This is a genomic window from Pseudomonas sp. 20-5, assembly GCF_056782835.1.
In genome coordinates, this window is sequence record NZ_CM165584.1 from 2,621,917 (window position 1) to 2,635,628 (window position 13,712).

Below are 13,712 nucleotides of genomic sequence, written 5' to 3' on the forward strand. Positions count from 1 at the left end.
GCCAGACGTGGCGCAACGAGAATTTTCCGCGACCAGCGGCGGTGTGCTGCTGGCGTCGGTGGTGGCGATCATGCTCGGGCCCACCGGCATCCTGCTGAACACCTTCAGTCTGTTCATCGCACCGATGAGCGCCGAGTACGCCTGGGACCGCGCCGAGGTGTCGTTGCTGGTGACGCTGTTCGGACTGGCGGTCGCCATCACCAGCCCGCTCAAGGGCTGGCTGATCGACCGTTGGGGCGCGCGGCGGACAATGCTCGGGCTGACCGCGGCCCTGTCGCTGCCGCTGCTCGGCCTGGCGGCGGTGAATGCCGTCTGGCAACTCTACGCGCTGTTCCTGCTGATCGGCCTGCTGGCGCCAGGCAACCTGCCTTACGGACGTATCCTCGGACTCTGGTTCCGCCAACGCCTGGGCGTGGCCTACGGCCTGCTAGGCCTGGGCTTCGGGGTGGGCGGGCCGCTGGGCCTGCTGGTCGGCCACCAGAGCCTCGAAGCGTGGGGCTGGCGCGGCGCTTTCCTGGTCTACGGCGTGCTCGAACTGGGCCTGGCGCTGCCGCTGCTGGCCTGGCTGTTCCGCGAGCCAGCGCCGGATGCTGGCGTGGCCGCCGGCACGGCCGTAGCGGAAACCGCGCTGAGCGGATCGACGGCGCCCCAGGCCTGGCGCAGCGCCAGTTTCTGGCTGGTGCTGGGCAACCAGGTACTGGCGGTGTTCGTGATGTCCGGGATCATGACCCATGGCGTGCCGATGCTGGTGGAGCGCGGTTTGTCCCGGGGCGAGGCGGGCACCGCGCTGTCGGCGTTGTGGGTCGGCATGATGCTGTCGCAGCCGCTGATGGGCTGGCTTCTCGACCGCGTGGCGACGCCTCGGGTGGCGTTGCCCTTCGCCCTGGCGGCGGTGCTCGGCATGGCCTGGTTCCTGGTGGGCGACACACCGAGCGGTCTATGGCTGGCGGTGTTCCTGGTCGGCCTGGGTGGAGGAGGGGAAAGCGGCACCACCAAGTACCTGTTGATGCGCTACTTCGGCCTGCGCAGCTTCGGTGTGATCTACGGTTCGATCCAGCCGTTCACCTTCGCCCTGTCGATCAGTCTCGGCGCTTACCTGCTGGGCTGGCTGTACGACCGCGCCGAAGGCTACGGGACGGCCGAATGGGTGCTGCTCGCGGCTTTTTCCCTGGCTGCGTGCAGCCTGTTCGCCTTTCGCCCCTATCCGCAGAAATTGCCCTGAAGGGAATCATGCCGGCTAGCGTTCGCCCTGGCGCCGCGCGGTCTTGCCGGCGAGGCGGGCCTGGCGATAGTCGTTGGCGCACTGTCCCGTCCAGCGACGGAAGGCGTGGCGAAAACTGGAGGTATCCATGTAGCCCAGCCTCTCGGCGACTTCCTCGATGCGCAGTCGCTCGTCCCGCAGCAGTTGGCGCGCCCTGTCGTGGCGGACCAGATCGAGCACTTCCCGGTAGTTGGTGCCCTCGTCGGCGAGCCGTCGGCGCAGCGTCCGCTCGGTGACCTTCAACTGCCGGGCGACCCAGGCGATGCTCGGGTAGCGGTCCTGTAGCACCTCCAGCAGTGCCACGATGCGTTGGCGGTAGCCGCCCATCTCGCGGGTGACGCGGGTGTTGAAGGCCTTGCTGCCGAGCGCCAGCGAGGCCTGGAACACGGCGGAGTTGGCAGTGGCGATCTCGGCCTCGAGCAATTCCTCGGGGAGGGTGAAGGTGATGCCTGCGCCGGCGAAATACACCGGCACCCGGAAATACTCCTCGTATGCCCGCACGTCGCCGTTCCTTTCCGGGAGGCGCAGGCGGACCAGTTCCAGCTCGCCCAGCAGCAGGTCGCGGAACACCGCGTAGGCGGCCGACGCCAGGACGTTGGCGTGATACAGCCGGGCCGACTGCGGCCAGTCCGGCTTGTCCTGCAGGTCGATATCCACATCCACGGTGTCGCAACTGGAACGTCGCACCGCGATCCCGCGGATATCCTTGCGGAACAGCAGCATGTTGGTCTTGATCAGTTGCAAGGCTTCGCCCACGGTGCCGGCACTCTGCAATGCCAGCCCGGCGACGCCGTAGTCGGAAAGGCGGTAGTGCTCCCCCAGGCTCAGGCCTTCCAGGGGGGAGCGTCCGTTCAGCACGATCCACTCGTAGAGCGCTTCGCTGGGCAGGCGCGGCTCGGCAGCCGAACCCTGACGTATGTCCGGAGGCGTGATGCGTTGCACGGCGAGGTAGTTGTTGAGTGGTCGCCACTCGAAATCGTACTGGATGTTTTCGGACGGGCTCATCGGTTACCTCTTGCACGCGATGCTATCGCCCTGAAGGCGTCAGGGCTTCGTTATTCCATGCGGATGTCGTTTCGGTTGATTTTCGTACGCTGGGCTTCCGGCAATCACTACCTTGCGTAAGGGGTTGACAGGAGCGGGGTCTGCGTATAGCCGCGCCTCCGCGACGCCGTGCCGATCGGTCGTGCATGCTTGCCGTGGCCCGGCTGAGCACTGCCGTCCCGGCCACTCTCGCCGGGGTGGCTGCGCCTGGATGATCGTCGTGGGCGGTGGTGGCGCGGGCCGGTCGCCCTGAGCTTCAGGCGCCATCGCCGCTTGCCGGCGCTCGGGAGGCCGCTGGCCAAGGAAAACCGTAGCGCCGCGGCGGGCGGCGGCTAGCGGGGATTTCCGGCCACGCGTGCCGTGCCCGGGCCACGCTTGCCTTCCCGGCGCGCCGGACTCCCGGTGGCCTGGAGGACAGGAAAAGCGAGCGGCGAGGTGTCGGCGAGCAGGGTCAACTCGATCTTCTGATAGGGTCGGTGGGCTGTCCGGGGCGGCTAGGATGGACATTTTCATCGTCTCGGGCAGGCCTGTCGCGACCGCACGAAGTCGCGACGGATGCCGCTGCTAAGGAGCAACGGATGACCGTTCTTATCCAGGGGGCCGGGATCGCCGGCCTGGCGCTGGCGCGCGAATTCACCAAGGCAGGCATCGACTGGCTGCTGGTCGAGCGGGCCAGCGAGATCAGGCCCATCGGTACCGGCATCACCCTGGCGAGCAATGCGTTGACGGCGTTGTCCAGCACCCTGGATCTCGACCGGCTGTTCCGCCGTGGCATGCCGTTGGCCGGCATCAACGTATACGCCCACGACGGTTCGATGCTGATGTCGATGCCTTCCAGTCTGGGTGGGAATTCCCGCGGCGGCCTGGCGTTGCAGCGCCACGAACTGCATGCGGCGCTGCTGGAGGGGCTGGATGAGTCGCGCATTCGGGTCGGGGTCTCCATCGTGCAGATCCTCGACGGACTCGACCACGAACGCGTGACCCTGAGCGACGGCACTGTCCACGACTGTTCGCTGGTGGTCGGTGCGGATGGCATTCGTTCGAGCGTGCGACGTTATGTCTGGCCGGAGGCGACCTTGCGTCATTCCGGCGAAACCTGCTGGCGCCTGGTCGTTCCCCATCGGCTGGAGGACGCCGAGCTGGCGGGAGAGGTCTGGGGGCACGGCAAGCGCCTCGGCTTCATCCAGATCAGCCCGCGCGAGATGTATGTCTACGCGACCCTGAAGGTGCGCCGGGAGGAGCCCGAGGACGAGGAGGGCTTCGTCACCCCGCAACGGCTGGCCGCCCACTACGCGGACTTCGACGGCATCGGCGCGAGCATCGCCCGGCTCATACCGAGCGCCACCACGCTGGTGCACAACGACCTCGAGGAGTTGGCCGGCGCCTCCTGGTGCCGCGGACGGGTAGTGCTGATCGGTGACGCCGCACACGCCATGACGCCGAACCTGGGGCAGGGCGCGGCCATGGCCCTGGAGGACGCCTTCCTGCTGGCGCGCCTGTGGTGCCTGGCGCCGCGCGCCGAGACGCTGATCCTGTTCCAGCAGCAACGCGAGGCGCGGATCGAGTTCATCAGGAAGCAATCCTGGATCGTCGGCCGCCTTGGTCAGTGGGAATCGCCCTGGAGCGTCTGGCTGAGGAATACCCTCGTTCGCCTGGTGCCGAATGCCAGTCGCAGGCGCCTCCACCAGCGTCTTTTCACCGGTGTCGGTGAGATGGCCGCGCAGTAGCCGCCGGTGCCAGTGGCGTCTTGGTCGCCTGTTTTCGACTTCGGCGATGGTCGCTATGGAGGAGTCCCGGGCAACCAGGGCGCTTGCGCTTTACCAGGCCCGGCGTCGCTGGGCTCTCCACAGATTCGCCGGTTTTTGCTGCGATCCGGTCTGCCGCTCGCCGGGGGCTGGCGGTATACTTCGCAGCGCCCGTTCGATGCCGTCGAATGATGTTTCCATGACGCTTGATTTATGACGCCTTTGCGCCAAGCTAGGTCATGGGATGGCTTTCTGTTAAGGTTGCCGAAATCTCCTGGGGGCCCGTGTGGGCGGTTGTCTGCTAATGCGCGACGAGGTGCAGCGTGATTAAGGTGCTGGTGGTCGACGACCACGATCTGGTACGCACCGGTATTACCCGCATGCTGGCCGACATCGAAGGCTTGCAAGTGGTCGGCCAGGCCGACTGCGGTGAAGACTGTCTGAAACTGGCCCGCGAACTGAAGCCGGATGTCGTCCTGATGGACGTGAAGATGCCCGGTATCGGCGGCCTGGAGGCAACCCGCAAGCTGCTGCGCAGCCAGCCCGACATCAAGGTCGTGGTAGTCACCGTCTGCGAAGAGGATCCGTTCCCCACCCGCCTCATGCAGGCCGGCGCCGCCGGCTACATGACCAAGGGCGCGGGGCTGGAGGAAATGGTCCAGGCGATTCGCCAGGTCTTCGCCGGCCAGCGCTATATCAGCCCGCAGATCGCCCAGCAACTGGCGCTGAAGTCCTTCCAGCCGCAGCAGCACGATTCCCCCTTCGATTCGCTGTCCGAGCGCGAGATCCAGATCGCCCTGATGATCGCCAACTGCCACAAGGTGCAGAGCATCTCCGACAAGCTGTGCCTGTCGCCGAAGACCGTGAATACCTATCGCTACCGCATCTTCGAGAAGCTCTCGATCACCAGCGACGTGGAGCTGGCGCTGCTCGCCGTCCGCCACGGCATGGTCGATGCCGCCAGCTAGATGAGCGCCGTTTTCGACGCAAGCGCTTTCCTCGCTACCTGCAGCAATCGTCCGGGCGTCTACCGCATGTTCGATGCGGACGCCAAGCTTCTCTACGTGGGCAAGGCGAAGAGCCTGAAGAAGCGCCTGGCCAGCTATTTCCGCAAGTCCGGCCTGGCGCCGAAGACCGCTGCGCTGGTGGCGCGGATCGCCCAGGTGGAAACCACCATCACCGCCAATGAAACCGAGGCGTTGCTGCTGGAGCAGACGCTGATCAAGGAGTGGCGGCCGCCCTACAACATCCTGCTGCGGGACGACAAGTCCTATCCCTTCGTGTTCCTCTCCAGCGAGGACGAGTATCCGCGGCTGTCCCTGCACCGTGGCGCGAAGAAGCGCAAGGGGCGTTACTTCGGTCCCTATCCGAGCGCGGGAGCGATCCGCGAGAGCCTCAACCTGCTGCAGAAGGCGTTTCTCGTCCGCCAGTGCGAGGACAGCTATTTCCGCAACCGTACGCGGCCCTGCCTGCAATACCAGATCAAGCGCTGCAAGGGGCCCTGCGTGGGGCTGGTCAGTCCTGAGGAGTACGCCGAGGACGTGCGCCACTCGGTGATGTTCCTCGAAGGAAGGAGCAACGCGCTGGCCGACGAGCTGAACGTCGGCATGGAGCAGGCGGCGATGCGCCTGGACTTCGAGAAGGCGGCGGAGTTGCGCGACCAGGTGGCGATCCTGCGGCGGGTCCAGGACCAGCAGAGCATGGAAGGTGGCAACGGCGACGTCGACATCGTCGCCGCCATCGTCACCCCTGGCGGCGCTTGCGTACACCTGATCAGCGTACGCGGCGGGCGGGTGCTGGGCAGCAAGAACTTCTTCCCGCAGGTCGCGATCGAGGAGGAGGTGGGCGAAGTGCTGCTGGCGTTCCTTGGCCAGTACTATCTCAGCCACCAGGAGCGCGACCTGCCGGCGGAGTTGATCGTCAACGTGACGCACGAGGATTTCCCGGTGCTGGTTTCGGCGATCGCCGAAGCGCGAGGCCGCGAACTGGAGATCAGCTACCGGGTGCGTGGTACCCGCGCCCGCTGGCAGCAACTGGCGGTGACCAACGCCGAACAGGCCCTGGGCGCACGCCTGGCCAACCGCCAGCATGTGGCGGCACGCTTCGAAGCCCTTGCCGAGGCGCTCGACCTGGCGGAGCCGCCGCAACGCCTGGAGTGCTTCGATATCAGTCACTCCAGCGGCGAGGCCACCGTGGCTTCCTGCGTGGTGTTCGGCCCGGAAGGGCCGCTGAAGTCGGACTATCGCCGCTACAACATCGAAGGCGTCACGGCCGGCGACGACTACGCGGCGATGCACCAGGCGCTGACCCGCCGCTTCAGTCGCCTGAAGGACGGCGAGGGGAAGATGCCCGACATTCTCCTGGTGGATGGCGGCAAGGGGCAATTGGCCATGGCCCAGGAGGTGCTCCAGGAACTGGCGGTCGCCGGTCTGATCCTGCTCGGCGTGGCCAAGGGCGTGACCCGCAAGCCGGGGCTGGAAACCCTCTACCTGAACGATGCCTCCCACGAGTTCACCCTGCCGGCCGATTCGCCGGCGCTGCACCTGATCCAGCAGATACGTGACGAAGCGCACCGTTTCGCCATCACCGGCCACCGTGCGCGGCGCGGCAAGGCACGGCGGACGTCGACGCTGGAGGACGTCCCTGGCGTCGGCCCGAAACGTCGGCGCGACTTGCTCAAGCATTTCGGCGGGTTGCAGGAATTGTCGCGGGCGAGTATCGATGAACTGGCCAAAGCCCCCGGTATCAGTAAAAAGCTTGCCGAGCAGATTTATGCCGTCCTGCACAGCGAGTAGAATGCCGGCTCACCTCGCAGCCTAGATGGTCCGATGAATATCCCCAATCTGCTCACGTTACTGCGCGTCCTGCTCATTCCGATCTTCATTCTGCTGTTCTATCTGCCGACGTCCTGGAGCTACCTGACCGCCAGTGCCGTGTTCGCCCTGGCCGCCGCCACCGACTGGCTGGACGGCTACCTCGCCCGGCGCCTCGGCCAGAGCACGCCGTTCGGCGCCTTCCTCGACCCGGTCGCGGACAAGCTGATGGTGGCGGTTGCGCTGGTCTTGCTGGTGGAAGAGCACGCCAACCTGTGGCTGACCCTGCCGGCGGTGATCATCATCGGCCGCGAGATCGTGGTTTCCGCCTTGCGTGAGTGGATGGCCGAACTGGGGGCGAGGGCGCAGGTCGCGGTGTCCAACCTGGGCAAGTGGAAGACCGCGGCGCAGATGCTGGCGCTGGTCATTCTCCTGGCGAATCCGCCGCTGATGACCTTCTGGGTGATTCTCGGCTACGTGCTGCTGATCATCTCCGCGGCGCTGACCCTGTGGTCCATGGTGCACTACCTGCTGGCCGCGTGGCCGCATCTGTCGACCACCCCGAAAGAGAAATAAACTTTTTTGAATCAAGGAGTTGACACGGCGCCGCGATGCTATACAATGGCGCCCGTCACCAAGACGATGCGGGAATAGCTCAGTTGGTAGAGCACGACCTTGCCAAGGTCGGGGTCGCGAGTTCGAGTCTCGTTTCCCGCTCCAAATATAGATCTATAGAGTTCCAATGAAGTCTGTAGATCATTGAGAAAGGGCCTTCGGGCCCTTTTTTCGTTCCGCCTCCAAGTCCCGTACCCGTTCGTGGAACGTCCGCGCCGAGGGGCGGTTCTCCTTGCCGCTTTCCCGGCGACCGGGGCCGTACGTTTCGCGAAGCCCTTCGTCTCGCCAGCGAGGCGGCTTGCCGCAAGATGCTGCCTCGGCACATCAGAAGTGTGGCTGTCGCACTCCAGGGGGGCTCGATTCATTGCACCTTGGACCGCCTTCGTGCGCCTGTTGCTTTGGCTGCCACGTTCGACCGAGCCGTCCCAAGGCCAGCGCTTCGACGACCACTGAGAAGGTCGGCGAAGGTTGCCTCTGACTTGGGTGATGGAGGTAATAGCCCGGGAATGGATCGCACCAGCCTTCCAGCACGCTACCAGGTTGCCCTCGGCGATGTGCGGCTCGAACTGGGCTTTCGAGTGCAGGCATGCCACGGCCAGGGCGCACGTCATCGCAAGCGGCTTCATCGATCTAGCCGGCGACGCGAAAGAGTCGAGGGTTTTCGCGAGCCGGGCATAAGGCGGCTGCCAGAGCGAGTGTCGACAGGCGTGGGTTCCTGGGAAAAGTATCCATCTACCTGCTAACATGGCGGCATCGTTGCCGATGTATCCGCAGGCTCCGGGTCGCGGATGCGCTGCTTTCTGTCCGGCCGGAGAACTTTGCCATCGTAGACTCGACATGCTGACAAGGTCGTTGCTGTCCGCGGTCTTTTGCCTGTTGCTGATCGCTCTGCAGCCGCTGCCCGTCGAAGCCGAATCCATCCTGCCGGATGGGCGTACGACGACAACGATGCGTCCCTGGCTCGATAAACGAGCCAGGCAGTGGCTGGATGCACGGGAGCCGCTGACGGTAGGCGTGGTTTCCCCCGACTATCCGCCGTTGTCCATCTTCTACGCAGGCTCCTACAAGGGCTTCACGGCCGATTACCTGGCCCTGGTGTTCGAGCGGCCGTTGCGCGTCAGGGACTTTCCGTCGCGGCAGGCGGCAATCGACGCGTTGTCGCAAGGGGAGATCGACCTGCTTGGCGTCGGTAGCGAGGTCGAGGCCCGACAACACGGCTTGCTGGCATCCGCTGCGTATCTTTCCGACCGGCCGGTACTGGTGTCTTCCAGCGGTGCCCCGTTCGATTCGCAGGCGGAGTCCTGGCTGGCCACGGTCAAGGGCTATCTTCCCGCCGAACGTATCAAGGCTGCCTATCCGCACAGCAGGATCATCTGGTTCGACTCTCCGCAGCTTGCCCTGGAAGCGCTGAGCATGGGGGATGTCGATGGCGTGCTGGGGGACGCAGTTTCCACGCACTACCTCATCCAGACCCATTACCTGCTGAACTTGCGCATCGAGAACTTCGCACCCATCGACAGCCAGGGTTTCCGTTTCCTGCTCCGGCCAGGTGACGAACCTCTGCTCGCGCTCATCGATCGCGCCCTGCCGCATATTAGCGGGCGCTACGGCGACGAACTGTTGCGCAGCTGGAGCGCCGGGCGGCGCCTGCGCTTCGACGAGCCCCGGGTGACGCTGTCGCCGGCGGAGCAGCGTTGGCTCTCCGCGCACCCGGTCGTGCCGGTGGTGATCAACCATTCCCTTGGCGCGCTCGGGCAACTGGATAACGAGGGGAGGCTGAGTGGTATCGGGCGTGACTATCTGGACCTGATCGGCAAGCGCAGTGGCCTGCAGTTTTCCTTCACTGGAGCACGCAACTTCGTCGAGACGAAAAGCCGACTGGATGCGGGGGAGGCATTGGTTACGCCGACCATGCCTTCGTCGGAGCGCTTCGATTCCGGCCTCGAAGTGCTGACGCCCTATCTACGCAGCACCACGGTGCTGATGGGCGCCCGCCAGGGTGGCCGGGATGAAAGGGTGGGGCGTGTCCATGGCCTCGCGGACCTGGCGGGCAAGCGATTGGCGACGACGATTGGCTACTTTCTCAACGACTTCATTCGACGCGAGCACCCGGAGATCAAGCTCCAGGTCTATCCGACCTTCCTCGCCGCCATGCGCAGCGTAGACGCCGGCCAGAGCGAGGCCGCCATCAGCAGCGACTATACCGGTCGCTATCTGTCCGCCCAGCATTTCGACAACCGGATCCAGGTCGTCGGTATCCTCGATGACCTCTCCATCCCGATCAGCATCGGCGTGGCGAGGAACCAGCCGGAGCTGCAGGGCATCCTGGAGAAGGCGCAGCTGGCGATCGCTCCGGAAGAAGTGGCGGAAATCCTCCACCGCTGGGAGCCTCGCTTCGCCAAGGGAGGGGCGGACTTCTGGCGCGATCACCGGAGCAAGATTCTGCAGATCGGCGGATTGTTCGGCGTACTGATTTCCATCTCCCTCATCTGGGGTTTCTACCTGATGCGCCAGGTGCGCAAGACCCGCCAGGCAGAAGAGCAAGCCGACGCTGCCAACCGTGCCAAGAGCGTGTTTCTTTCGACGATGAGTCACGAGATCCGCACGCCATTGAATGCGGTCATCGGCCTGCAGGAACTGGTGCTGAAAAAGGGCGAGAAGGGCGTGTTGGACCTGGACTCGCTGAGCATTGCCCAGGAGGCCGCCCAGGGGTTGCTGCTTCTGCTGGGCAATATTCTCGATTTGTCGCGGATCGAATCCGGTCGGTTCGATTCAGCTCCCGAACCAGTGCTTCCTGGCGAGTTGATCAGAGGAATCCTGCCGTTGGTTGGTGGGCTGACGCGGCAGAAGAATCTTTCCCTGGCACTGGAACTCGACGGGGATCTCGAGCACTGGGTGCTGGTGGATCCCCTGCATTTCAAGCAGGTGTTGTTCAACCTGCTGGGCAATGCCATCAAGTTCACCGAGCGCGGAGGGGTAACGGTGCGGGCAGTGGGGCGGCGCGAGGCGGAGAGGCTTCATTTGCTGCTCGAGGTAAGCGACACCGGCCTCGGTATTTCGGAGGAGGACCAGGCCAGGCTGTTCCGGCCATTCTCGCAGGTCGGCTCGCCTGCGCTTGGCCAGGCGTCCGGCAGCGGCCTGGGGTTGTACATCAGCCGACGCCTGGTGCACCTGATGGGCGGCCAGATCAGCCTGCGCAGCGAACTGGGCAACGGCTCCTGCTTCTCGGTCGAGTTCGATCTTCCGCTGACCGAGCCTCCGCCCAGCGAGTCCAGCGAAGCGCGTTCCGGAGTTGCCGAGGTCGAGGAGCAGAAAGAGGCAAGGGCGCTCTCGATCTTGCTTGCGGAAGACCATCCGTTCAATCGGCTGACCCTGACCATGCAATTGGAAAGCCTTGGGCACCGGGTGACCTCCACGGAAGATGGCGAGGAAGCATTCGAACGTTGGCAGGGCGAAGACTTCGATGTCGTGATTACCGACGGCATGATGCCGCGGATGGATGGCTACGAGCTGGCGCGACGTATCCGGTCGCAAGAGGCCCTTGGCGGTCGGCGTCGCTGCTTGGTGATAGCGCTTACCGCCAGCGCCGAGAAGGATGCGCTGGAGCGTTGCCTGGCTGCCGGCATGGACCGGGTCCTGTTCAAGCCGACTACGCTCGATGAGCTCGCTCGGGCGCTGAACGGGGGAGAGCCGCTCATGCCTACGAGCGTCGATTCGCAATGAAAGTGCCCGACTGGTTGCCGTTTTGCGTGCCGCGAGCGGATGTATCGGGTAATCTCTCGCAGAAATGAACCAGCACTAGTGAAGCGAACGATGGGTTTTGAACAACTTGCCGAGCTGAGAGACCGTCTGCGCGCACAGGCGGCGCAGGCGAAACCGGCTCAAACCAAAAGCTCCGCGGGACGCGCGAAGAAACGTGAAGCCGTCGAGCCGGGAGTCGAGGCTATCTGGAGGCTGCAACGGCATTTTCCGCTGGCGTTTCCGAAAAGCCCCGCGGCCAAGGTTCCGCTCAAGCAGGGCATCCTCCAGGATGCGCAGCAGCATCTCGAGCTACTGGGAATCACCGCCGAACAACTGAAACAGGCCATCGCCACCTGGTGCCAGGGCAGCCGCTACTGGAGTTGCATGGTGGAAGATGCGCCGCGACTGGATCTGCAAGGCCAGGTTGCCGGCAAGGTAACCGCCGAGCAGGCGGTGTATGCGCGGCGGCAGGCGTCTCGCCGGCAGCGCGAGCAGATGCGCGAGAAGCGCGCCAAGCGTGCACAGGCGGGTGGCGAAGCGCCGGCCGCCACGGAGGCGCCGACGCCTGAAGCGCCCGCAACCGAAGCGAGCCCCGAGGCGAACTGATCGCCGGGGCAGGGCGCGTCGGATCCTGGCGCGCTCCTCGGTTGCCGGTCGCTGCGGGCCCATTTCGCGGACGTCTGGGCCCGTTTCTCCCGGCTTGTGCTACGCAATAGCCTGATCTGCAAAGTTTTTTTCGTAGAGCGCTTGCCAAGCTCGGCGAATCCGTCCATAATTGCGTCCATTCCAGCGATGGGTGAGCTAAAAATCTTTTGAAATCAAAGGGTTATAAGTTCAAAATCGCGCCAGGAAAGAAATTTCAGCGATATGCCAAACGCATGTCGCTTCGCTCAAAGGCTGAGTAGCAGAGTGGTTATGCACCGGATTGCAAATCCGTGAACGCCGGTTCGATTCCGACCTCAGCCTCCAACAGGAAAGCCCCGTAGCTCAGTGAGTTACGGGGCTTTTTTCTTTCCTGTCCGGTATTGCTGAAGCAAGTTCCTTGGGGTGCCCCCATAACGCTTTCATACTTTTACGGTCTCGCAACCGCCTCCCTTTCCCGATAACCGCTCCGTAATTGCTACTTTCCCGGAGTGTCCGAGGAGTACCCCAGCACCTGTCACGTTTTCGGCCGTTGCCTGCAATCCAGCCCCGTGCGCGGCTTTCATCTGGACGCAAGATCCGGTCTGGGTCGGTCATCGGCTGGTCGTCATCGAACATGACCAGCCGAGCCGGTCTGTCCTGCCGCCTGCCTTCCGGGCCTCTATCGATCAACCGTTGTGGCGACCGCGAGCGGAAGGCGCTCGGCGGAGGGCCCGTTTCATCTTGCCTTGCGTTTCAAGGAAACCGGCAGGCCCCAGGTCAGGTCTTCCATGCCTGCTTCGCCGAGTATCTCGGTTTTCATCGGCTGGATCCGCGCGAGCACCTGGCGGCCCGTTTCATCCAGCCTTGGCTGCTCGCGATCGATGAACCTTTTCGTCAGCTCCATGGGCGCTGGCCTCATGAAGACCTGGATATCCTGCAAGGCGCACTTGATGTTTTGCGTGTCCACGGCCTTGCAGGTCTTCCTGTCATAGCTCACGGCCGGGGTCTTCAAGTGGAACCGATCGCTGAGCAGGATCTGCCCAGGCTGAATGGTGAAGGACAGCGGGGCATAGGCGTCGGGTATCTGCGCTTGCAGCTTGATGGAGGGAACGTCCTCGATCTTCGTGCCTTCGGCCCAACCGGCATCCGAGACCATTTCCCGCTGGCTGTATTGCTGCTCGGTCCAGCCCACGCATTGGCCGGAGGCCATGTGCACGGCGCTGCAGACATTCTGTGTGTAGGTTTTGTCTGCATAGGAGGCGTCGCGCCAGTAGTTCTCCTTCACGAACCGGCGATACAGCACGGCGGACAGGTTCACCGAACCAAGTGGGCTGGCAGCCGGCTGCCCCTTTGGCGCCTTGATCTGGGCAAGGGTGCTGTCGATCTTGTAGTCGATCCCTCCGGACAGCAGGTAGGTTCCCGGCGGGACGATGTTGACCTCGAGGAAGTCCCACAGATAGACGGCTTCCTTGATCTTCTCCAGGTCGTTGTTGGCAAAGGCCTGCATGTAGGCGATCCCGGGCACGTCCTTGTTCTTGAATATGACCCGATGCGAGTAGCTGGAGAGGTCCGTCACGCTCTTGTTGGGCATGAGTGCCGGTACCAGCACCACGGACATACCTTCGCGGGTAGCCTCATCGATCATGTTCAGGAGCTGGTTGGTGGGGTTCTGCTGGGAGCCGCCGAGTCCGGCGTTGCCTAGGGAGGCGCAGGCTGACAACAGGCTTGCCGGGAGCAGGATCGCGAAGGGGCTCAGACGCCGAGCGATGGTTTTCATGAGATATCCTTATCTATACGGGCCAATGACTTAAGGCGAGTGCGGGAAGAATCCTAATCTACTCCTTGCGGATTCCCAAGGAGCGTTCGTCC

General features: G+C 64.1%; 9 protein-coding genes and 2 tRNA genes. 9 read left to right on the forward strand and 2 right to left on the reverse strand.

The features are described 5' to 3' along the window. Positions 1-7: 7 nt before the first annotated feature. Positions 8-1,222: an MFS transporter gene (locus tag AC1RB9_RS12400; RefSeq protein WP_003113355.1), complete on the forward strand. Its 1,215-nt coding sequence runs from the start codon at positions 8-10 to the stop codon at positions 1,220-1,222. A 15-nt stretch (positions 1,223-1,237) separates the two neighbouring features. On the opposite strand, the gene AC1RB9_RS12405 is transcribed toward AC1RB9_RS12400, so the two are convergent. Beyond that, complete coding sequence (locus AC1RB9_RS12405; RefSeq protein WP_003451560.1) at positions 1,238-2,266, reverse strand: AraC family transcriptional regulator; 1,029 nt, start codon at positions 2,264-2,266, stop codon at positions 1,238-1,240. 617 nt (positions 2,267-2,883) lie between these two features. Here AC1RB9_RS12405 and pqsH point away from each other — a divergent pair. The 8 genes from pqsH to AC1RB9_RS12445 all read left to right on the forward strand — a co-directional run bounded on the left by pqsH (position 2,884) and on the right by AC1RB9_RS12445 (position 12,188). Continuing rightward, positions 2,884-4,032 (forward strand): 2-heptyl-3-hydroxy-4(1H)-quinolone synthase, encoded by a 1,149-nt coding sequence (pqsH, locus tag AC1RB9_RS12410; protein WP_003090354.1) that lies wholly within the window; start codon positions 2,884-2,886, stop codon positions 4,030-4,032. A 341-nt stretch (positions 4,033-4,373) separates the two neighbouring features. Beyond that, a complete protein-coding gene (gene gacA, locus AC1RB9_RS12415) occupies positions 4,374-5,018 on the forward strand; it encodes a response regulator transcription factor GacA (protein WP_003090351.1) in 645 nt (214 codons plus the stop codon). Next, positions 5,019-6,845 carry an excinuclease ABC subunit UvrC gene (gene uvrC, locus AC1RB9_RS12420; RefSeq protein ID WP_003097551.1) on the forward strand — a complete coding sequence of 609 codons (1,827 nt, stop codon included), beginning with the start codon at positions 5,019-5,021 and terminating at the stop codon, positions 6,843-6,845. A 33-nt stretch (positions 6,846-6,878) separates the two neighbouring features. Further along, the gene (pgsA, locus tag AC1RB9_RS12425) at positions 6,879-7,439 is read left to right on the forward strand and encodes a CDP-diacylglycerol--glycerol-3-phosphate 3-phosphatidyltransferase (protein WP_003090349.1); all 561 of its coding nucleotides are present in this window, start codon (positions 6,879-6,881) and stop codon (positions 7,437-7,439) included. Positions 7,440-7,507: 68 nt separating this feature from the next. Beyond that, positions 7,508-7,583 (forward strand) — tRNA-Gly (locus tag AC1RB9_RS12430). A gap of 639 nt (positions 7,584-8,222) precedes the next feature. Beyond that, entirely contained in the window at positions 8,223-11,201 is a 2,979-nt protein-coding gene (locus tag AC1RB9_RS12435) for a response regulator (protein ID WP_033873518.1), read from the forward strand. A gap of 90 nt (positions 11,202-11,291) precedes the next feature. Continuing rightward, positions 11,292-11,825 carry a ProQ/FINO family protein gene (locus tag AC1RB9_RS12440; protein WP_003099002.1) on the forward strand — a complete coding sequence of 178 codons (534 nt, stop codon included), beginning with the start codon at positions 11,292-11,294 and terminating at the stop codon, positions 11,823-11,825. 289 nt (positions 11,826-12,114) lie between these two features. After that, positions 12,115-12,188 (forward strand) — tRNA-Cys (locus AC1RB9_RS12445). Between the two features lie 391 nt (positions 12,189-12,579). Here AC1RB9_RS12445 and AC1RB9_RS12450 read toward each other — a convergent pair. Next, a complete protein-coding gene (locus AC1RB9_RS12450) occupies positions 12,580-13,620 on the reverse strand; it encodes a hypothetical protein (protein ID WP_003102461.1) in 1,041 nt (346 codons plus the stop codon). Between the last annotated feature and the right edge of the window lie 92 nt (positions 13,621-13,712).

Bases quoted from the DNA above. Each gene is read 5' to 3' on its own strand.
- pqsH (WP_003090354.1), top strand. From the start codon at position 2,884: ATGACCGTTCTTATCCAGGGGGCCGGGATCGCCGGCCTGGCGCTGGCG.
- AC1RB9_RS12440 (WP_003099002.1), top strand. From the start codon at position 11,292: ATGGGTTTTGAACAACTTGCCGAGCTGAGAGACCGTCTGCGCGCACAG.
- AC1RB9_RS12450 (WP_003102461.1), bottom strand. From the start codon at position 13,620: ATGAAAACCATCGCTCGGCGTCTGAGCCCCTTCGCGATCCTGCTCCCG.
- AC1RB9_RS12405 (WP_003451560.1), bottom strand. From the start codon at position 2,266: ATGAGCCCGTCCGAAAACATCCAGTACGATTTCGAGTGGCGACCACTC.
- AC1RB9_RS12435 (WP_033873518.1), top strand. From the start codon at position 8,223: ATGGCGGCATCGTTGCCGATGTATCCGCAGGCTCCGGGTCGCGGATGC.
- uvrC (WP_003097551.1), top strand. From the start codon at position 5,019: ATGAGCGCCGTTTTCGACGCAAGCGCTTTCCTCGCTACCTGCAGCAAT.
- pgsA (WP_003090349.1), top strand. From the start codon at position 6,879: ATGAATATCCCCAATCTGCTCACGTTACTGCGCGTCCTGCTCATTCCG.